The following is a 19,078-nucleotide window of genomic DNA, read 5'->3' as shown; positions in this document are numbered from 1 at the left end:
GTACGAGATCGCGCGATGGGTAACGTTACCCATTTTCGATCTACAGAAGCACTCACAGCCCACTTCAGACGAGCGCACCGTTACTCAAATGCGTCCTTGACGCTCGGTGGGGTTACGCCTACGTTAAAGCGCATCGGGGAGCCGTTAAAACGATTCAACAAACCCGGAGGGGCATAGTGAAGACCTCTCACCGCCTCAGCGCGGCGGCCCTCGCCGTCGTGACCTCGGCGGTCCTCACCTCCTGCGGCACCAGCGGTGACCCGGGCGCGGGGTCGCAGGCCGCGCCCGCCGACGGACCGGTGACGCTCTCCTTCATGATCGGAAGCGATCAGTCGATCCAGGACACGGCGAAGGCGCTCATCGCGGCCTTCACGAAGGCCAACCCCACCATCAAGATCACCACCGAGGTGTCGCCGGGTGGCAGCGAGGGCGACAACCTGGTCAAGACCCGGCTCGCGACCGGCGAGATGACGGATGTGTTCTGGTACAACTCCGGCTCGCTGCTCCAGGCGCTCAACCCCGCGCAGACGATGGTCGACTTGACGGGCGACCCGGTCCTGGCGCAGGTCCAGCCCGACTACCTGCCCGTGGTCACCCAGGGCGGCAAGGTGTACGGCGTGCCGGCCGCGGCGGCCGCGGGCGGCGGCATCCTGTACAACCGCAAGGTCTACGAGCGGCTCGGCCTGCAGGTGCCCAAGACGTGGGCGGAGTTCATGGCCAACAACGAGAAGATCAAGGCGGCGGGCATCACCCCGGTCGTGACGACCTTCAAGGACACCTGGACCTCGCAGCTGCTGGTGCTGGCCGACTACTACAACATCCACGCGGCCCATCCGTCCTTCGCCGCCGACTTCACGGCGGGCAAGGCCAAGTTCGCCACCACGCCCGCCGCCACCGCCGGGTTCCAGCACCTGGCCGACATCCACGCCAAGGACTTCGTCAACAAGGGCTTCGGCTCGGCCACCGTCGACCAGGGCCTGGGCCTGCTGGCCGAGGGCAAGGGCGCCCACTACCCGATGCTCACCGCGATCCTCCCGCCGGTGCTGGCCACCCGCCCGAACGCCGCGACCGACGTCGGCTTCTTCGGCGTCCCCGGCGACGACGCGGCCAAGCACGGCGCCACCGTGTGGGAGCCGCCGGCGATCTACATCGCCAGGACCACCGAGCATCTCGACGCCGCCAAGAAGTTCCTGGCCTTCGTGGCCTCCCCCGCGGCCGCCGACGCGGTCAACGCCGCGGTGCAGCCGACCGGGCCGTTCCGGGTCAAGGGCGCCAAGCTGCCCGGCAACGCCCTGCAGGTGGCCAAGGACCTGCAGGTCTACATCGACAACCAGGCGACCGCTCCGGCGCTGGAGTTCCTGTCGCCGGTCAAGGGCCCGTCGCTCGAGCAGATCACCGTCGCCGTCGGGACCGGGCTGACGCCTCCCGCCGAGGGGGCGGCACAGTACGACAAGGACGTGGAGAAGCAGGCCAAGCAGCTGGGCCTGCCGGGGTGGTGATGAAGCCGGCCGCCGAGCCGGCGCACGCCCGGACGGCTTCGGGCAGGCGCCGCTCGGCCTACCCCTACGCGCTCTACCTGCCCGCGGCCGTGGTCTACCTGGTGATCTTCCTGGTTCCGACGGTGATGGCCTTCTACTTCGCCCTCACCCGGTGGACCCTGTTCGACAGCAGCTTCGTCGGGCTCGACAACTTCAAGGACTTCCTGGCGGAGCAGAACCTGCGCGTCGGCTTCTGGAACACGGTCTTCTACGCGGTCTCCACCAGCGGGCTGAAGGTCATCCTCGGCCTGCTCCTGGGCGTGCTGCTGACCTCGCGGCTGCGCAGCCGCGGCTTCCTGCGCTCGGCGGTCTTCTTCCCGGTGCTGGTCTCCACGGTGGCCGTCGGGATCACCTTCAGCATGCTGCTCAAGCCGGACACCGGGCTGGTCAACCAGGTGCTCGGGCCGTACGGCCGCGACTGGCTCGGGGACGCCTCCACGGCCCTGCTGTCGGTGGCGCTGGTCGACGTCTGGAAGGGGGTGGGGCTGGCGACCGTGATCTACATCGCCGGCATCGCCTCGATCCCCGAGGAGTACTACCAGGCCGTCGCGGTCGACGGCGGCAGCGCCTGGCACCGGTTCCGGCACGTCACCCTGCCGCTGAGCTGGCCGGCCACCTACTCGGTGATCATCCTGTCGTTCATCGGCGGGCTGCGCTCCTTCGACCTGATCTGGACGATGACGCGCGGCGGGCCGGGGTTCACCAGCGACACCATCGCCTCGATCATCTACAAGCAGTACCAGGCGGGCTTCTTCGGCCTGTCGACCGCGGGCAACGTGCTGCTGTTCCTCCTGGTGACGGCGATCATCGTGCCGCTCACCTACGTCCTGGGCAAGAGGCAGGTGGAGCTGTGAAGAGGCTGACCGCGGAGGTCTGCGCGCTGGTGCTGGCCGGCGTCGTCTTCCTGGTCCCGTTCGCGTTCATCCTGCTCACCGCGGGCAAGAACCAGGTCGAGGCCACGGCGCTGGACTTCGCCTGGCCCACCGAGTGGCGCATCGTGGAGAACGTCGTCGAGGTGGTCGAGGCGCGCGACTACGTGCTGCTGCGCGCCTACGTCAACAGCACGATCCTCACCGTCGCCTCGGTCGCGGGCATCGTGGTCTTCGCGGCCATGGCGGGGTTCGTGCTGCAGCGCCGTACCGGCAAAGTTGGAAATGTCGCCAATTTCCTGGTGTTGTCCGGGCTGATCATCCCGCCGGCGATCGTGCCGACCATCTGGCTGCTCCAGGCGCTCGGCCTCTTCAAGACCATGCCGGGGCTCATCCTCGTCGAGGTCGCCTTCGGCGTGCCGTACGCCGTGCTCCTGTACCGGGCGTTCGTCGCGGCGATCCCGCGCGAGCTGGACGAGGCCGCGATGATCGACGGCTGCACCGGATTCACCCTGTTCTTCAAGGTGATCTTCCCGCTGCTGCGGCCGGTCACCATCACGGTGGTCCTCACCGCCTCGGTGGCGGTCTTCAACGACTTCGTCAACCCGCTCTACTTCCTGCCCGGCGACGACAACGCCACCGTGCAGGTCACGCTCTACAGCTTCCAGAGCCAGTACAGCACGCAGTGGAACCTGCTGTTCATGGACATCGTGCTCATCACGATCCCGCCGCTGCTGGCCTTCGTCTTCTTCAACCGCAAGATCGTCGCCGGGATGACCGCCGGCGCCATCAAGGGATGACATGACCTCTCCGCACGTGCGCCCGCCCACCTTCGAACACCACCGCGAACCCCTCGGCATCGGCGAGGCCACCCCGCGCCTGTCCTGGGTCGTCGACACCGGCCTGCCCGGCTGGCGGCAGCAGTCCTACGAGATCGAACTCAGCGACGGGACCACGACCGGCGTCGTCGAGTCCTCGCAGTCGGTGCTCGTCGCCTGGCCCGGCGCTCCCCTCGGGTCCCGTGAACGGCGGGGCGCGCGGGTGCGCGTGCAGGACAGCGACTGGAGCCCCTGGTCATGGGTGGAAACCGGGCTGCTCCGGCCCTCCGACTGGCGGGCCGCGGCCGCCTCTCCCCCGCGACCCGCACCCCCCGACGGCCCCGCGTTCCTGCTGCGCCGCGCCTTCACCCTCACCGACCCGGTCGCCGCGCGCCTCTACGTGACCGCCTTCGGCCTCTACGAGCTGGAGATCAACGGCAGCCGCGTCGGGGACGCCGCCCTCACCCCCGGCTGGAGCAGCTACGAGCACCGGCTGCGCTACCGCACCCACGACGTCACCGCCCTGCTGCGCGCGGGCTCCAACACCGTCGAGGCGTTACTCGCCGACGGCTGGTACCGGGGCCGCATCGGCTTCGGCGGCGGCAGGACCGAGGTGTACGGCACGCGCACCGCCCTGATCGCCCAGCTGGAGATCACCGAGGCAGACGGCACCCTGGTGACCATCGGCACCGACCGCACCTGGCAGTGCGCGCCCAGCCCCGTCACCGCCACCGGACTCTACGACGGCGAGACCCACGACGCCCGCCGCGAGCCCACCGGCTGGCTGCCCGCCGACGAACTGCCCTACGACCCGTCCGTCCTGGTCGCCCCCGCCGGGCCGCCCGTGCGCAACACCGAAGTCCTCGAACCCGTCCAGGTGCTCGACGGCGGCATCGTCGACTTCGGCCAGAACATCTCCGGCAGGCTGCGCATCACGGCCCGCGGTACGGCCGGCCGTACCGTCACCCTGCGTCACGCCGAGGTGCTGGAGAACGGCGCGCTCGCCGTGCGGCCCCTCCGTCACGCCAAGGCCACCGACACCTACATCCTGCGCGGCGATCCCGCCGATCCCGTCGAGGAGTGGGAGCCGCGCTTCACCGTGCACGGCTTCCGCTACGCCCGGCTCGACGGCCCCGTCGACGAGGTCAGGGCCGCCGTCTACCACACCGACCTGCGCCGCACCGGCTGGTTCTCCTGCTCGGACCCGCTGCTCGACCGCCTCCACGAGAACGTCGTGTGGAGCATGCGCGGCAACTTCGTCGACCTGCCCACCGACTGCCCCCAACGCGACGAACGGCTCGGCTGGACCGGCGACATCCAGGTCTTCGGCCCGACCGCCGCCTACCTCTACGACTGCGCCGGCATGCTCGGCGACTGGCTCGCCGACCTGGCCGCCGAGCAACGCTCCCTGGGAACCGTCCCGCTGTACGTGCCCTGGCTGGAGCTGGGCGCCATCACCGCTCCCCGTCCCGCCGCCGTGTGGGGCGACGTCGCGGTCATGCTGCCCTGGACGTTGTACCAGAGCTCGGGCGATCTGGAGCTGCTGCGCAGGCAGTACCCGAGCATGACCGCCTGGGTCGACCAGGTGGCGGGCCGCGCGGGCGAGACGCTCCTGTGGGACCGCGACCAGCAGCTCGGCGACTGGCTCGATCCGGCCGCGCCACCGGAGCGCCCGCACGAGGCGCTGACCGATCCCGGCCTGGTCGCCACCGCCTACTTCGCCCGGTCGGCGCGGCTGCTCGCCAGGATCGCCGGGCTGCTGGGCCGTACCGAGGACAGCCGCACCTACGAGCGGCTCGCGGCCGGCGTCCGCGCGGCCTTCGACGGCGCGTACGTCTCACCCGAGGGCAAGCTGCTCGGCGAGACCCAGACCGGCTACGCCCTGGCGCTGTGCTTCGACCTCATCGACGGCGCCGAGCGGCGCGCACACGCCGGAGCCCGCCTGGCCGAGCTCGTACGGGCGGGCGGGCACCGCATCGGCACCGGCTTCGCCGGCACCCCGCTGATCTGCGACGCGCTGACGGACGCCGGATACCTGGACGACGCCTACCGGCTGCTGCTGCAGACGGCGCCGCCGTCGTGGCTGTACGCGGTGACCATGGGCGCCACCACCATCTGGGAACGCTGGGACAGCCTGCTGCCCGACGGGTCCGTCAACGCGGGCGAGATGACCTCGTTCAACCACTACGCCCTGGGCGCGGTCGCCGACTGGATGCACCGGGTGGTCGCGGGCCTGGCCCCGCTGGAACCCGGCTACCGGCGCTTCCTCGCGCACCCGCGTCCCGGCGGCGGGCTCACGCACGCCCGGACCGCCCACCTCACGCCGTACGGCAGGGCGGAGGTGGGGTGGGAGATCGCCGACGGGCTGCTGGTGGTGCGCGTGCTGGTCCCGCCGAACACCACGGCCGAGGTCCGCCTGCCAAGCCGCAGCGTCGAGGTGGGATCGGGACGGCACGAGTTCCGCTGCGAGAGCTGACGCGGGACCGCTCAGCGGCACGCGCACCTGTGGGTCAGGCCGCCGAGGTCGCGGACGACGATCTGGCGGCGCCGGGTCGTGATGATCCCGCCGGAGCGCAGCCCGGCCAGCGCCCTGACCACCGCCTCACGTGAGGCTCCGATCAGCAGCGCCAGGTCGAGCTGGGACAACGCCAGGGTGATGAGCACGCCCTGGGGCTGCTCCCTGCCGTTGCGGACGGCGAGTTCGCGCAACATCCTCGCCGTCCGGCACGTCACGGAGTGGGCGGCCTGCAGCGCTTCCTTGTCGGCCGCTCTTCGCAGGCGGTCGTGGGCGACGGCGGCCAGCGCCCGGTAGATCCGCGGACGGGCGTCGAGCACGCGGCGGAAGCCGCTGGCCGCCAGCACGCGGCAGGTGACCTCGTCCACGGCGGTGACCGTGGCCAGCCGCGGGCTGTCCTCGCCGGCGATCGCCGAGATCTCCCCCACGATGTCGCCGGCGCCGCACAGTCCCATCAGGGTTGGCGTGCCGTCGGCGAGTGTCCTGCCGGCCTTCGCCGTGCCCGACAAGATCAGCATGACGCTGGTGCCGGGTTCACCCTGGAAGCAGAGGGTCGCGCGGGGAGGGAACCTCTCTTCCACTCCTTCGCCGAGCAGCGCCCGCCGATCGGATGACGCGAGGTGTCCGAGAAATCCTGACGGCGGGAGGGACGTCACGCAAACAGACTATCCCGAGTGCGTCGCGTGACGCAGAAGCCTGCCCGGCCTCGCGGGAGGCTGGCCCGATGTGGCTGGCTTTGACAACCGCGGCGTTCCTGCTCGCAGGGGCGTCGCCGGACGACCGGGTGAGCCCGGACCCGGCGCGACCCGGCGACCCGGTCGTCTTCGTCACGGCGGAGGAGAGATGCGAGCCCTACGACACCTACCGGATCACCTGGGACGGCACCGAGGTGATGCGCGGCGAGCTCGGCGACGGCCGCCTGTCCGAGGTCCCCTTCACCGTCCCGGCGAGCGCCGAGCCGGGAGCGCACAAGGTCACGCTCGAATGCGGGAAGGGCCTGCCGGACGACGTCACCGCCTCCAGCGTGCTGACCGTCGCCGCGCCCGCCGACCCCACTGACCCCGACCCCACTGACACCGACCCCACTGACACCGACCCCACTGACACCGCCGATCCCGCCGATCCCGCCGATCCCGCCGATCCCGCCGATCCCGCCGATCCCGCCGATCCCGCCGATCCCGCCGACCCGGCCGACCCGGCCGGCTCGCGGCCGGATCCGGCGATCAGGCTCCGGCCGGACAGCGTCCTGCCCGGCGGGCAGGTCAGGATCGTCCCGTCCGGCTTCCCCGGCCGGTGCGCCTTCACCGCGACCTTCGACGGCGACCGCGTCAAGCTCCGCGGCGGGATGCGCTTCACCGTGCCGAAGGACACCGGCGCCGGGGCGTACCCCGTGCGCGTGACCTGCGCGACCAGGACGACCTCGCTCGGCCCGGTCTCCGTCGTGCTGGCCTCCGCCGGCGTCAGCGCGACGGCCGAGCTGACCGTCACCTCGCGCACGGCGGCCACCTCAGCCGCCTGGACGTGGCTCGCCGACCTGTGGCTCCTGACCGCCGCGCTGCTGATGACGGTCCTGGTCACCGCGGGGTTCCTGTCCGCCCGCGCGCTGGCGCTCGGCGACCGGCTGCTGCCCCGGCGCGACGGCACGCGCCGCTTCCCCGCGCTGTCGGCCCCGGCGGACCTGTTCAACAAGGCCCTGGAAGCCCTGAGCCACCACCGCGGCAGGGTGCGCGTCCCGGAACGGCCGTGGGTCGCCTTCGTCGCCGTCTGCGTCGTCGCGGCGATCCTGCAGACCGCGGCGGCCTCCGACGCGTGGGCCGATCACCGGCCCCAATGGGACAAGATCGGCATCCTGCTCCTGGCCTTCGTGCCGGGCACCGCGATCGCCCTGGTGACCTACGCGCTGACGGCCCACTGGCGGGAGGTGCGGCGCGCCTCGCTGGGCGGCTTCGCGTTCGTCCCTTCCGGGCTGGTGTTCGCGGCGGTGGCGGCCATCCTGTCGGCACTCCTCCAGCTGAACCCCGGCTACTTCTACGGCCTCGTCGGCGTCTTCACCCTCGGGGACCGTACCCCGTTGTCGGCCCGCCACCGGCGGGCGGAAGGCATCGCCTGGGGAGCCTGCGCCACGCTGGCGGTCGCAGCGGCGTCGGCGGCCCTCTGGTGGGCGGCCGGGACGGACAACCTGTTCTGCAAGACGATCACCGTGGTCATCCTGGAGACCGCGCTGTTCGCCCTGCTGCCGATCCCGTCGCTGGACGGCGCCGAACTGCTCAACGCCCGCCCCCGCACCTGGACCGTCCTGTTCACCGCCCTGTTCGGGATGTGGGTGGTGATCGCCGTCGTCACGGCCGAGCTCGACCGGTGGAGCCAGTTCCTCAGGATGACGGCCGCCATGGTCGTGGCCGCGGCCGTCTCCTTCGCGCTGTGGAAACACGTCAGGCGGCGACTCTCCTAGCGCTCTGCAAGCTCCTCGCAACTCCCTGTCGTCGCAGTGAAAGCGGTCCGGCTTACACATGGAGCATCAACCGCATCCCCCGAAAGGACCACTCCGATGCCGCACACCGCCCGCGCTCTCCTCGGCCTCGCCACCGCTCTGGGAACCGCCGCGACGGCCATCGCCATCAGCGCCCTGCCCGCCGCCGCGTCGGCCTGCGACCCCTCCCTCGAAGCGCCCGCCGGCAGCCTCGTCGGCGACCTGTGGCGCTCCAACGGCGGCGAGCGCAGCATCTACGGCTGCCCGACCACCAAGGAGTACGGCTACGCCGGCAAGCAGGGCTCCTACCAGCAGTTCCGCAACGGCAAGATCGTGTGGTCGCCCAACCTCGGCGGCGCCGCCCTGGTCCGCGCCTACTACGCGAACGGCAAGGCCGTCTTCCGCTGGAGCGGGCTCGGACGCGACTGGGACTTCTTCAACGTGCGCTGGAGCATCGACGGCGGCAAGGCCACCCAGGTCAAGGTCGGCCGGCTGACCCCGTGGAGCGGCGCCTACTCCGTGGACCCGACGTGCCAGGGCGACGTCTGCATGACCTCCAACGGCCACGGTGGATTCGTGAGGGCGGCCTTCATCGTCCAGGGTTGCGACCGCGGCACCTTCAGCTCCGACTGCGGCCCGTGGAGCATCGTCACCTCGGTCAAGGTCCCCTACTGATCCGCGGGCTTGCCCTGCACCAGGGACTCCAGGCCGGCGAAGAGCTCGACCAGCGCGCGGACCGGGGCGTGGGCCTCGGTGTGGTGGCGGAAGTGCCGATCGAGGTTGAGGCTGTAGTGGTTGCGGCGCCCGACCCGGTCCCTGGTCACGTAACCGGCCTGGACCAGGTCGGCGACGATGCCCTGGACGGCGCGTTCGGTGATGCCGATGGTCTGGGCGACGTCGCGCAGCCGTACCCCGGGGTCACGCGCGATCTCCAGCAGGACGCGCGCGTGATGGGTCAAGAACGTCCAGGAAGAACCGTCCCTCAGGGTTCCCACGGCCATCTCCGCACAGCGAATCGTCTTTCATGAAATCTTCTTCGGCATTAGACTACGGGACATCCCACCTCGTATCGAGACCACCATGGGCGTCGACTCGTCCCCCGAAGGGGGACGAGGCTCGGACAACAGTGAGGGCCGACTGCGATGACCAGCCTGATGCTCACCTCGGAGCGGGTGCCACGCGGCACCGTCATCCGTCCCTGCGGAGAGGTCGACGCCACCAACGCCGCGGCGCTGGCAGCCGCTCTCGACGAAGCCAGGCACCACGGCGGAGCGCTGATCCTCGACCTTAGGGAGCTGGGCTTCCTCGACAGCACCGGGCTGAAGGCCCTGCTCACCGCCTACAACCTCGCCAAGGACGAGGGCAGGGGATTCCATCTGGCCGACCCGCACCCGCACGTCCACCGGCTGCTGCAGATCACCGGCCTGCTCCCGGTGCTGCGCCCGCACTCGAGCGTCGAGCAGGCGCTCCGGGCTGTGGCGGGGGAAGGGCTGCCCGCCGGCGCCTGACGATCACGCGCGGCGGCGTCAGCTCTCGGCGGCTCGTTGCGATCACGCGCGGCGGCGTCTGCGCCCGACGGCCAGCCCGATCAACGCGGCGAGCACCAGCACGCCCGCCAGGAAGAACTCGGCGTCGGCGCGTCGCTCAGCGGGGCTGCGATGGCTTCCCAGCCTGGCCAGCACCTCGCGCGCCCGTGCGGCCACCGGACCTTGAGGCTGGGCGGGCACGTGATCGTCCTGCTTTCGCCGATCCATCTCACCTCCACAGAACAGTGCACCCGGCGCCGGTCCGCCGGACCCGCGCTGTCGGGCTGCGCCTACCCCCTCATCACCGGAGCGAACGGCGAGGGCCGGCCGGGTCGTCCGGGCCGGCCCCCTTCCGTGGTCTTCACCGCAGACGGGGCGTGGTCAGGGCTGCTTGCCCATGGCCCGCCTGATGACGTCCCGGGCCCGGTCCATCATCGCCACCGGCGTCCCGGCCAGCAGGTTCTTGGTCGCCGACTCCGTCCCGGGATGCGGGTGCGTGGGCGCCATGGCCTCGGCCGCCTTGACCCCCGCTCCCATCGCGCGGCGCTGCGCCGCGCTGGTGTGCGCGCGCAGCTGGTTGAACTCGTAGCGTTCCTCGCTCGTGGCGTGCGCGCTGACCGCCGCGCGCAGCAACAGCAGGCGCTCCAGGAAGTCGGGCGCCTCCGGCCCGTCCTTGTCGAGCTGGGCGAGCAGCTGCTTGGCCTCGTGCTCCTCGGCGAGCCGGTCCTCGACGACGCCCTCGCCGCCGTCCAGCTTGCGGACCCAGGGGTGAACGACCTCCTCCTCGGCGGTCTCGTGGACGGCCAGCAGGCGGACCAGCCGGGTGAACGCCTCCGGACGCCGCTCGGGTGTGGCCTGCTCGACCTCGTCGAACAGGTCGCGGATCAGCGCGTGCTGACGCAGCAGCAGGTCGACGACGTCGCCTTCCTCCCTGCCGCTCATGAGCCGCTCCTCAGGGGGAAGACGGGGTGGGCTCCTTCTGTCTCCAGCCGGTACTCCTCGCCCGCCTTGCCGCGGTTCTCCTCGAGCACCTGGTCGGACGGTGCCGGCTCGCCTCCCATCAGGGCTTCCTGGAGTTTCTCGAACCGCTCGTGGGCTTCCTGGACGTAGCCGGTGCCGATGGTGGTGTAGTCGATCTGGGTGGCGATCAGCTCGCGCAGGTAGGCCTTGTTCGGCTCGAAGGTGACCGGCTCCGGCATCCGCGGGGCGACGATTTCCTGCACGTCGCGGGTGTCGTGCTTCTTGAACAGCTCGACGGCCAGCCGCAGGTGCTCCAGTTCCATGTTCAGGTGCAGCTCCCAGATGGCCTTCACCTTGGGGTCGGACTCGGTCTCCATGAACGAGTGGTAGAGGTAGCACTCGTTGTACTCGTGGTTGACGAGCTGCTCCCACCACGTCTCGCCCGGGTCGACGAGCGACTCGTAGTGGGTGACGTGCTCCTCCTCGATGAGACCGATCTCCTGGTAGAGCCGGCGGGCGATCGGCTCCATGTACGTCGGTCCGACGTTCATGTAGAAGTTCATCGTCTGCTGCTCGGCCGCCATGATCGTGAGCGCGTGCAGCTTGGAGATGGGCGCGGCCGAGCTCTTGTCGTACGGCTCGCGCACGTTGTCGATCGGGTGGCGGTGGTGGCGTGGCGTCGGGCGGCCCGGCATGACCTCGGTCAGGCCGTCGACGATCTTCTGGGCCTTGCGGTGCTCGATGAGTTCGTACAGGTTGGCGTACCGGTAGAGGTGGTCGAAGTCCTCCAGCACGCCGAACTGGTAGGCCTGCTGCAGGTACGGGTCGGGCTCCATGCGGGCCACCCACGCGGTGAGGTCGACCGCCACCTGCTCGTAGGCGATCGTGGTCTCCAGCACGGAGGCCAGCCCCGGCAGGAGCCAGTTGACCACCTTCTGCTGCTGCGCCTCGATGTAGCGCACCTGCGCGAGCTGCTGCTTGAGCTCGACGCTCGGGCAGTGCCTGGCCAGCTGATGGCTGAACATGATGGATTCGACCTCGATGCCGTTCATCGCGATGATGCGGCACCGCGTGTAGGGATCGACGTGGTCAGGGTCGATGGGGGTGACGTTCAGCTCACGCCAGTTGCGCAGCTGCTTGTCCAGCGGGATGCCCCGCTCGCGGAGAGGGTTGAATGTCACGTTCTCGTCCTTGATCGCCCATGGTCCGGGACGAGAGCCGCGCGACGGGCGGGACAGCGTTGACCTGCCGACGACGGTTCTCGACCGGGTACGAGGTCAGCGCGCTTTTGTGCTGAACGCGGCCCGTACCCGCCCATCGGCCCTCTACACCACCCTGGCCCTCGACCGGCGACGCCGCTCACCGTTCCCGGGTGCGCAGCTCTCCGGTGTCGGCCAGATGCCGGGCGATGTCGGCGAGCTTGGTATTGGTCTCCTTGCTGACCCGCACCAGCAGGACGAACGCCTGCTCGGAGGTCAGCCGGAAACGCTCCATCAGGATGCCCTTGGCCTGGCCGATCACATCGCGCATGGCGACGGCCCCTGACAGGTTGGCCAGCTGCTGGGCGCCCGCCATCGCCACCGCGGCGTGGGCGGCGAACAGCAGTCCCACCTGCTCGGACTCATCGGTGAAGGCATCGGCCCGATGGGAGTACAGGTTGAGGGCGCCGAGGGTGTCGCGCTGCACGTACAGCTGGAACGACAGCATGCTGACGATGCCCAGGGCGTTCGCGTGCCGGGTGAAACGCGGCCAGCGTGTCTCCTTCCGCATGTCGGCCAGCCGTACGGTCTGCTGGGTGTAGACGGAGTCCAGGCACGGCCCCTGACCGGTCGCGTACTGCGCCCGGTCCACCAGGCGCACCAGCTCGTCGGTGGCGGCCGGGGTGGCCACCGCGCGGCGTTTGCGCACCACGGTCAGTCCCGCGTACTGCGCGCCCGGCACCGTCTGCACCGCCGACTCGACGATCGCCTGCAACGTGAGTTCGAGGGTCGGCTCCTCCTGCAGGGTGCGGGCCAGCTCGCTCAGCTTGACGGCCAGCTCGCCGGGGTCCGTCTCCGGGCCGGTGTAGGCGGACGACGGCCGGCCGCGCCGAGCGCCGTCCCGGCGAGTTCCGTCGTCGAGGTGAAGGTCGTGGTGCCCGGCCGGGGTGTGGGTCTCTCCCATGGTGCCGTCTCCTTCCTGCGCGAGGCCCCGGTTCCCTGCCCGTCTTCGTGTCTCGTTATCGCCCTCTATCGCGAGGACGGCAGCAGGGGCAGGCGCAGCACCAGGTGGGCTCCACCCGGCGCGTCGGGCGCGGAGGCCGCGGCGCCGTCAGGGTCGGCGATCTCCAGCGTGCCGCCGTGCGACTGGGCGATCTGCCGGGCGATCGGCAGGCCGAGGCCGCTGCCTGCCGGATCGGCTCGCATGGCGTCCGACCGCCGGAAGAATCGCTGGAACACCGCCTCCCGGTCGGCCGCCGGGATGCCGGGCCCGTCGTCCGCCACCTCCAGGACGGCGTCGCGGCCGTCGACGCCGACGGTCACCTCCACGCGTGAACGGGCGTGACGGATCGCGTTGGCCAGCAGGTTGCCCACCAGCCGGGTCAGCCGGACCGGTGACCCCGCCACCTTCACGCCCGATTCCAGCCGGGTGACGAACTTGACGCGGGCGGGGCGATGCAACAGCTCCTTCCCGACCAGGATCGCGAGATCGACGGCCTCCACCCCCTGGGGCGCACCGGCTTCCAGCCGGGCCAGCTCCAGCAGGTCCCCGACGATGTCGCCCAGCCGTTCGGCGTCGCGCAACGCGGCGAGCAGGATCTGGCGGGCGTCCACGTCGGGGTCGGCCAGCGCGTCCTGCAACCGCAGCTGCAGGCCGGCGATCGGGCCACGCAGGTCGTGGGAGGTGTCGGCGACCGCCTCCCGATGCTGCTGGACGACCTGGTTCAACTTCTGGGTGGCCCGCTGCGCCCGGTCCTGCGCCCGTCGTAGCCGCCGGTTGATGTCCTGGAGCTGGCCCGTCTGGGCGTAGAGATGGGCCTCCACCGCCGCCAGGCGCGACAGGCCGGCGCCGGCCGACAGCGTGTGCCCGGCCTCACGCACGCGCCGGACGAAACCGGTCACCTCCTGCGGCAGGTTGACCACTCCGCAGACGTCGCCGTGGGAGTCCAGCAGCGGGGCGTTGGTGATGCTCCAGTACCGTTCCTCGGGTGCGCTCCCGCCGACGCTCTCCACGTCGTAGCGGAGCAGCGGCATGACGTCGGTCTCGGCGTCGGCCAGCACGCGCTCCAGCGAGGCCCGCAACACCGCGGCCTCCGTCGTCGCCGGGCCGCCGGGGAAGACGTCGAAGACATCGCGGCCGACGACGTCCGCACGCGACCGGCCGACCAGCCGCTCGTAGGCCTGGTTCACCGCGATGAAGATCAGATCGGGCGACAACAGCGCCAGGGCGATCGGTGCGGCCTCGAACGCCGCACCGAAGTCGATCTCGTCCAATGACGTCCCTTCTCGTTCTCCGTCCGCGCCCTTGGGGGTGCGCCACGGCGATCGAGAACGGAACGCCCTGTCGACAGGGTCGGGTGGAGCCGGCGCCCTCCACGCCCTCCACTACGCACCGTACGCCGAAGTCGATCGATGCCCGAGCATCGACACGGCGACGGGCCGCGAGGTGTGGGCGTGGCCAATCAGCCGGCTGGGTGGGCTCGCTGCGTCGTTTGTGCGTCGTTTAGCTCCATGGGTGAGGGCAGGCGTCAGTCATGACACCGCTCCCGGGCCAGGAGCCCGGCACGACGAGAGAGGACCACCCCGCATGAGCTCCATCACCGAATCCATCGACGTAGCCGTCCCCGTCCGTACCGCCTACGACCAGTGGACCCAGTTCGAGACCTTCCCCGAGTTCATGGAGGGCGTGGAGTCCATCACCCAGCAGGGCGACACCATGACCCACTGGAAGATCAAGGTCGGCGGCGTCCATCGCGAGTTCGACGCCCGCATCACCGAGCAGCACCCCGACGAGCGGGTGGCCTGGGAATCGGTCGACGGCCCCCGGCACGCCGGGGTGGTCACCTTCCACCGGCTCGACCAGAACCACACGCGGGTCACCCTGCAGATGGACACCGACCCCGAAGGCGTGGCCGAGAACGTCGCCGACGCCGTCGGCCTGCTGGGCCACCGCGTCAAGGCAGACCTGCGGCGCTTCGGGGTGTTCATCGAGAAGCGCGGCGGCGAGACCGGTGCCTGGCGGGGCGAGGTCAACGGCCCCCACCAGAGCTGAGGCCTCGCCGGCCCGGCCTGGACGATGCGCTGTTCGAGCGGGCGCATCGTCCAGGCGCCTGACACACCGTGTTCGGTGTCACGATAGGCGGGTGACACAGGATGTCCGTCCGGCCGAGCCGACCTTCGCCGCCGGGGTGGTGGCGCGCCGGCTGGGTCTGCCCGTCTCCACGCTGCGCAGCTGGAACAACCGCTACGGCGTGGGCCCGAGCGACCACCAGCGCGGCAGGCACCGCCGCTACACCGAGTCCGACATCGCCGCCTTGATCATCATGCGGCGGCTCATCGCCCAGGGCAGTCCGCCCGCGGCCGCCGCCCGCACCGCTCAGGGGCGGCGCCCCGGCGATGTCAGCCTGGACGGCCGGCTCGTCGCCCGGCTCGCCGAGGCCGCCCACCGGCTCGACGGCCACACCATGATCACGTTGATCTCCGGCGCGCTGGCGGCCCACGGGGTGATCGACACCTGGGAACACCTGTGCGTCCCCGCGCTGCATCGAGTCTGCGCCGAGGGTGACTGCATCGACGTCGAGCACCTGCTGTCGTGGGCCGTCACCACCGGCCTGCACCAGTCGGTTACCCCCGCCGCGGGCCCGCCGGTCGCGATGCTGGCCTGTACGGCGGGCGAACATCATGCGCTGCCGCTGGAAGCGCTCAACGCCGCCCTGGCCGAGCGAGGGCTACCCGCCGTCATGCTCGGCGCCGACGTCCCCGGTCAGGCACTCGCCGACGCGGCCGGCCGCGCGAGGCCGAAAGCCGTGGTGCTGTGGTCCCAGACGCGGGCCACCGTCTCCCCCGCGGCGCTGCGCACGGCCCGTACGGCCGCCGCCACGGTGCTCGCCGCAGGTCCCGGCTGGACGGGAACGCACCTGCCCGCGGGCGTCGTCCACGTCACCACGCTGTCCCAGACCCTCGACCTGGTCATGGCGGCCCGCTGAGGTCGACGATCAGGGTCGCCCGCGCCCCCACCTCTCAACGGCGGCGTTGATCGGCCCGCCTCTCAACGGCGGCGGCCACGTCCTGTGGTTGACCGGCCCGCTCACACCGAGCCGGCTGTGGGGGCGGTCATCGGCGCGCTCAGCACGGTACGGCTCATCGCGATCAGGGCCGCCACCGCCGCCTGGATCGTCGGCCTGACCTCGAGGCCGTCGTCGGGACCTGGGTCCGCGGCCACCTTGATCAGATGCCCGCCACTGGCGCACGCGTGCCGGTGGGCCGCGGCCAGCAGGGCCCGGCCGTCGGCGTCGATCACATCGACCGCTCTGGTGTCCACGACGACCAGCGGCGGAACGCGCGCCAGGGCCGCGGCGAACACCGCGCCCAGGGTGGTGGCGGACGATGCGTGCAGGGCTCCGCTGAGGCTGATGATCGAGACATGGTCGCGCATGCGCGTCTCGACCGACAGGCCGCACCATGCTGCTTTGCGCAGTCGCATGGCCGTTTCCCTTCCGAGTCTCTCAAGGGGATGGCTCGTGCGCTGGGAAGGCCGCGATGGAGCAGCCTCGGCCATCGTCCTTTAGGAAATAAAGTTAACAGTTCGGTGGCCGGTGCGCGACAGACGGCCGGTAAAGCTTGCCGCGAACCCGGCGGCGGTCCCGCGCGTCAGAACGGTAGCGGTTCCGGATTCTCTCGCCGTTGGAGTGGTCATGCGGATGGCATCGGTTCGGCGTGCGGCAGCGGCCGCCACGGTGATCGTCACGGCCGCCGCGGCGATCGTGACATCGACATCGGCGGCGCGCGCGGCGACGCCGTCCGGGTACGACTTCGCCGGCATCACCGACTGGGACGGCGACGGGCACCAGGACATCGTGGCCCGCGACGCCCACGGCCGGCTGTGGCTCTACCCCGGCGAAAGCACCCGCACCTACAGCACCCAGGGCCGCTACCAGATCGGCAACGGCTGGAACGGCTACGCCTTCGCCGGGCTCGGCGACTGGGACGCGGACGGGCACCAGGACATCGTGGCCCGCGACGCCCACGGCCGGCTGTGGCTCTACCCCGGCGAAAGCACCCGCGCCTACAGCACCCAGGGCCGCTACCAGATCGGCGCCGACTGGGCCCTGTACAACTTCACCGGGATCGCCGACTGGGACGGCGACGGGCACCAGGACATCGTCACCTTCATGCACTACTTCACGCCGCTCTGGCTCTTCCCGGGCGAGAGCGTCCGCGGCTACAGCGGCCAGCAGCGCGCCCAGATCGGCACGGGGTGGTGAACAGGCGGCCTGGGGCTAGCGATCCAGGTCGCCCCTGTCTCGGGAGACCTGCTCGCGGAAGGCCGTCGGGGCCATGCCCACCCGCTGGGTGAACACGCGGGTGAAGTAGGCGTGGTCGGCGTAGCCGACCCGGCGGGCGATGCCGCCGACGGGCAGGTCGGTGTCGGCCAGCATCACCTTCGCGCGGTCCAGGCGGTAGCGGGTGAGGTAGCCGATCGGGGTCTCGCCCGTGACTCCGCGCACCGCCTCGATCAGGGTGTCGCGTGAGACCGCCAGCTGGCGCGCCAGCCGGCCGATCCTGACCGGGCGCTCCAGGTCGGCCGTCAGCGCCGCGATCGCCCGGCGGCCCAGGGAGGAGGCGGCGCTGCGGTCCGTGGCCGGACCTCGTCCTGGGCCGACGGCGTGGATGAGGGCGTGCAGCCCCGCTGCGAGGGCGACGTGGTCCTGCAGCGACGCCGCCCGCCCTGCGCGATCGACCTGGGCGGCCATGGTCGTGACGACGGCGGCCGGGTCGGACGGCACGAGCGCCGCCGTTCCCCCGCCGAGGTAGCCGAGCTCCTCGTAGCCGCTCGTGCCCGGCCCCTCGAACAGCACCCAGGTCTCGTCCCAGGTGCCTGCGGAAGGGCCGTAGGTGTGGGGGACGCCCGGCGGCACCCAGAAGAACATCCCGGGCTCGATCCGGTGGCGCCCGTGGCGGTCGTGCAGGGTCAGGAGTCCTGTCCCCGAGGTCACCAGGACGCCCGCGTAGCCGGTCAGCGTCCGCCGTACGAGCGTGCGGTTCTGCGCCCGGATCGTCCCGGCCCCGGTGAGGGCCAGCCCGAGCGCGCGCACGCCCTCGGGCGGGGTCCGGTAGTGAGCGACCGACTCCGCCATCCGATGCTCCCGCCAGGCCCCGACAAAACTGCAAACGACTCCGAAATCCGTGCATATCCTAGCGACGGTAACGCCCCTGACCATGGGTTCATGACCCTCACGGAATCCGGTCCGTCATCGACAGATGTCCTGACCTCCAACGGCCACCGGCTCGATCCGGGTCCGCGGCGGCTCGGCAGGCTCGAACCCGTCCCCCAGACCGAACGCCACGACCGCGCCGCCCTGCGGCACCGCCTGGCCCGCGACGGCTACCTCTTCCTGCCCGGCTTCCTCGAACGCGAGACGATCCTGGAGTTCCGCCGCTACTACTTCACCGCTCTCGCCGGGACCGGCGTCCTGGAGCAGGGCACCGACCCCCGGGAGGGCAGGGCCGCGGGCGGCGGGCGCGACCTCGAGGCGATGCGCCGGGTGTTGTTCCGTGAGATCGTGCCGGGCCCTGAGTACGAGGCGCTGTGCCGCCACCCGCGCATCGTCGCCTTCTACCGGTGGCTCCTGGGCGGCGACGACCTCCACCTGCACCGCAGAAAGCTGATCAGGCACATCGGGCCGGGCGAAACGGGCATCGGGACCGCCACGCAGGCCCACTACGACCTCGTCTACCTGCGTGAGGGCACGGACAAGGTGCTGTCGTCCTGGATCCCGCTCGGCGACTGCCCGCTGGAACGCGGCCCGCTGATCTACCTGGAGGGCAGCCACCACCGGGTGCGCGCCGAGGAGGCGGCGGGCACGCTCCGCCACCCGGCTGCCTCGATCACCGCCGATCTGCCGGGACTGGCCGAGGAGTACGGCACGCGCTGGCTCGTGGCCGACTTCGAGGCCGGCGACATGATGGTGCACGGTGCCCACATCATCCACGCGTCCCTCGACAACGTCGACCCTCGGGGCCTGTACCGGCTGTCGACCGACATCCGCTACCAGTCGTCCGCCGACGTGATCGATCCCCGCTGGCAGAACCACTGGCACGCGAACGACGGCATCTGACGACGCCTCGTTCAGGACGGGCGGGAGGCGCCCCCGGGGCCGACGCGGTGGATCCGGGTGCCACC

General features: G+C 71.1%; 20 protein-coding genes. 11 read left to right on the top strand and 9 right to left on the bottom strand.

Features of this window, described 5'->3' with window-relative positions; all coding sequences use genetic code 11:
• Positions 1–176: 176 nt before the first annotated feature.
• From HNR30_RS07620 to HNR30_RS07605, 4 genes are read left to right on the top strand one after another with little or no spacing between them, the layout of a single operon-like run.
• Positions 177–1,499, top strand: coding sequence for an ABC transporter substrate-binding protein (locus HNR30_RS07620; protein WP_220133373.1), 1,323 nt, complete (start codon positions 177–179; stop codon positions 1,497–1,499).
• Positions 1,499–2,392, top strand: a complete 894-nt coding sequence (locus HNR30_RS07615) for a carbohydrate ABC transporter permease (protein WP_181609038.1) — start codon at positions 1,499–1,501, stop codon at positions 2,390–2,392. Before HNR30_RS07620 ends, HNR30_RS07615 begins: the two co-directional genes overlap by 1 nt.
• Positions 2,389–3,207, top strand: a complete 819-nt coding sequence (locus HNR30_RS07610; protein ID WP_181609037.1) for a carbohydrate ABC transporter permease — start codon at positions 2,389–2,391, stop codon at positions 3,205–3,207. The genes HNR30_RS07615 and HNR30_RS07610 overlap by 4 nt, the downstream gene beginning before the upstream one ends.
• Before the next feature lies 1 nt (position 3,208).
• Positions 3,209–5,701 carry a family 78 glycoside hydrolase catalytic domain gene (locus tag HNR30_RS07605; RefSeq protein ID WP_181609036.1) on the top strand — a complete coding sequence of 831 codons (2,493 nt, stop codon included), beginning with the start codon at positions 3,209–3,211 and terminating at the stop codon, positions 5,699–5,701.
• Positions 5,702–5,712: 11 nt separating this feature from the next.
• Here HNR30_RS07605 and HNR30_RS07600 read toward each other — a convergent pair whose 3' ends face one another.
• The gene (locus HNR30_RS07600) at positions 5,713–6,396 is read right to left on the bottom strand and encodes a Crp/Fnr family transcriptional regulator (protein WP_181609035.1); all 684 of its coding nucleotides are present in this window, start codon (positions 6,394–6,396) and stop codon (positions 5,713–5,715) included.
• Positions 6,397–6,464: 68 nt separating this feature from the next.
• Between HNR30_RS07600 and HNR30_RS07595 the strand changes: the two genes are divergently transcribed.
• Together HNR30_RS07595 and HNR30_RS07590 are read left to right on the top strand one after the other, a co-directional pair.
• Positions 6,465–8,192, top strand: a complete 1,728-nt coding sequence (locus tag HNR30_RS07595; protein ID WP_181609034.1) for a hypothetical protein — start codon at positions 6,465–6,467, stop codon at positions 8,190–8,192.
• A gap of 96 nt (positions 8,193–8,288) precedes the next feature.
• Complete coding sequence (locus tag HNR30_RS07590; RefSeq protein ID WP_181609033.1) at positions 8,289–8,885, top strand: LGFP repeat-containing protein; 597 nt, start codon at positions 8,289–8,291, stop codon at positions 8,883–8,885.
• Here the strand turns inward: HNR30_RS07590 and HNR30_RS07585 are convergent.
• Positions 8,879–9,169, bottom strand: a complete 291-nt coding sequence (locus HNR30_RS07585) for a helix-turn-helix transcriptional regulator (protein ID WP_246377921.1) — start codon at positions 9,167–9,169, stop codon at positions 8,879–8,881. The genes HNR30_RS07590 and HNR30_RS07585 overlap by 7 nt on opposite strands.
• Before the next feature lie 183 nt (positions 9,170–9,352).
• Between HNR30_RS07585 and HNR30_RS07580 the strand changes: the two genes are divergently transcribed.
• A complete protein-coding gene (locus tag HNR30_RS07580; protein ID WP_181609031.1) occupies positions 9,353–9,718 on the top strand; it encodes an STAS domain-containing protein in 366 nt (121 codons plus the stop codon).
• A gap of 42 nt (positions 9,719–9,760) precedes the next feature.
• Here HNR30_RS07580 and HNR30_RS07575 read toward each other — a convergent pair whose 3' ends face one another.
• The 5 genes from HNR30_RS07575 to HNR30_RS07555 form a co-directional block, all read right to left on the bottom strand.
• Entirely contained in the window at positions 9,761–9,964 is a 204-nt protein-coding gene (locus HNR30_RS07575) for a hypothetical protein (protein WP_181609030.1), read from the bottom strand.
• Positions 9,965–10,117: 153 nt separating this feature from the next.
• Entirely contained in the window at positions 10,118–10,678 is a 561-nt protein-coding gene (locus HNR30_RS07570; protein ID WP_181609029.1) for a hemerythrin domain-containing protein, read from the bottom strand.
• Positions 10,675–11,877: a hypothetical protein gene (locus HNR30_RS07565; RefSeq protein WP_181609028.1), complete on the bottom strand. Its 1,203-nt coding sequence runs from the start codon at positions 11,875–11,877 to the stop codon at positions 10,675–10,677. Before HNR30_RS07565 ends, HNR30_RS07570 begins: the two co-directional genes overlap by 4 nt.
• A gap of 178 nt (positions 11,878–12,055) precedes the next feature.
• Entirely contained in the window at positions 12,056–12,859 is an 804-nt protein-coding gene (locus HNR30_RS07560) for a GAF and ANTAR domain-containing protein (protein ID WP_181609027.1), read from the bottom strand.
• A 65-nt stretch (positions 12,860–12,924) separates the two neighbouring features.
• A complete protein-coding gene (locus HNR30_RS07555) occupies positions 12,925–14,169 on the bottom strand; it encodes a sensor histidine kinase (RefSeq protein ID WP_181609026.1) in 1,245 nt (414 codons plus the stop codon).
• A gap of 313 nt (positions 14,170–14,482) precedes the next feature.
• Here HNR30_RS07555 and HNR30_RS07550 point away from each other — a divergent pair, with 313 nt between their 5' ends.
• Positions 14,483–14,947, top strand: a complete 465-nt coding sequence (locus HNR30_RS07550) for an SRPBCC family protein (RefSeq protein WP_181609025.1) — start codon at positions 14,483–14,485, stop codon at positions 14,945–14,947.
• Between the two features lie 91 nt (positions 14,948–15,038).
• Positions 15,039–15,881 (top strand): MerR family transcriptional regulator, encoded by an 843-nt coding sequence (locus HNR30_RS07545; RefSeq protein WP_181609024.1) that lies wholly within the window; start codon positions 15,039–15,041, stop codon positions 15,879–15,881.
• Between the two features lie 101 nt (positions 15,882–15,982).
• On the opposite strand, the gene HNR30_RS07540 is transcribed toward HNR30_RS07545, so the two are convergent.
• Entirely contained in the window at positions 15,983–16,378 is a 396-nt protein-coding gene (locus tag HNR30_RS07540; protein WP_181609023.1) for an STAS domain-containing protein, read from the bottom strand.
• 217 nt (positions 16,379–16,595) lie between these two features.
• Between HNR30_RS07540 and HNR30_RS07535 the strand changes: the two genes are divergently transcribed.
• Positions 16,596–17,159 (top strand): FG-GAP repeat domain-containing protein, encoded by a 564-nt coding sequence (locus tag HNR30_RS07535; protein ID WP_181609022.1) that lies wholly within the window; start codon positions 16,596–16,598, stop codon positions 17,157–17,159.
• A gap of 15 nt (positions 17,160–17,174) precedes the next feature.
• Here HNR30_RS07535 and HNR30_RS07530 read toward each other — a convergent pair whose 3' ends face one another.
• Positions 17,175–18,032, bottom strand: a complete 858-nt coding sequence (locus HNR30_RS07530) for a helix-turn-helix transcriptional regulator (RefSeq protein ID WP_181609021.1) — start codon at positions 18,030–18,032, stop codon at positions 17,175–17,177.
• 90 nt (positions 18,033–18,122) lie between these two features.
• Here HNR30_RS07530 and HNR30_RS07525 point away from each other — a divergent pair, with 90 nt between their 5' ends.
• Positions 18,123–19,013, top strand: a complete 891-nt coding sequence (locus HNR30_RS07525; RefSeq protein WP_181609020.1) for a phytanoyl-CoA dioxygenase family protein — start codon at positions 18,123–18,125, stop codon at positions 19,011–19,013.
• Positions 19,014–19,078 lie beyond the last annotated feature (65 nt).

The organism is Nonomuraea soli (assembly GCF_013761175.1).
Taxonomy (GTDB): domain Bacteria; phylum Actinomycetota; class Actinomycetes; order Streptosporangiales; family Streptosporangiaceae; genus Nonomuraea; species Nonomuraea soli.
This window is presented reverse-complemented; position numbering and strand designations above follow the sequence as displayed.

Coding starts and splice junctions, on each gene's coding strand:
- HNR30_RS07615 (WP_181609038.1), top strand. CDS start 1,499: ATGAAGCCGGCCGCCGAGCCGGCGCACGCCCGGACGGCTTCGGGCAGG.
- HNR30_RS07605 (WP_181609036.1), top strand. CDS start 3,209: ATGACCTCTCCGCACGTGCGCCCGCCCACCTTCGAACACCACCGCGAA.
- HNR30_RS07595 (WP_181609034.1), top strand. CDS start 6,465: ATGTGGCTGGCTTTGACAACCGCGGCGTTCCTGCTCGCAGGGGCGTCG.
- HNR30_RS07590 (WP_181609033.1), top strand. CDS start 8,289: ATGCCGCACACCGCCCGCGCTCTCCTCGGCCTCGCCACCGCTCTGGGA.
- HNR30_RS07580 (WP_181609031.1), top strand. CDS start 9,353: ATGACCAGCCTGATGCTCACCTCGGAGCGGGTGCCACGCGGCACCGTC.
- HNR30_RS07575 (WP_181609030.1), bottom strand. CDS start 9,964: ATGGATCGGCGAAAGCAGGACGATCACGTGCCCGCCCAGCCTCAAGGT.
- HNR30_RS07570 (WP_181609029.1), bottom strand. CDS start 10,678: ATGAGCGGCAGGGAGGAAGGCGACGTCGTCGACCTGCTGCTGCGTCAG.
- HNR30_RS07560 (WP_181609027.1), bottom strand. CDS start 12,859: ATGGGAGAGACCCACACCCCGGCCGGGCACCACGACCTTCACCTCGAC.
- HNR30_RS07550 (WP_181609025.1), top strand. CDS start 14,483: ATGAGCTCCATCACCGAATCCATCGACGTAGCCGTCCCCGTCCGTACC.
- HNR30_RS07540 (WP_181609023.1), bottom strand. CDS start 16,378: ATGCGACTGCGCAAAGCAGCATGGTGCGGCCTGTCGGTCGAGACGCGC.
- HNR30_RS07535 (WP_181609022.1), top strand. CDS start 16,596: ATGGCATCGGTTCGGCGTGCGGCAGCGGCCGCCACGGTGATCGTCACG.
- HNR30_RS07530 (WP_181609021.1), bottom strand. CDS start 18,032: ATGGCGGAGTCGGTCGCTCACTACCGGACCCCGCCCGAGGGCGTGCGC.
- HNR30_RS07525 (WP_181609020.1), top strand. CDS start 18,123: ATGACCCTCACGGAATCCGGTCCGTCATCGACAGATGTCCTGACCTCC.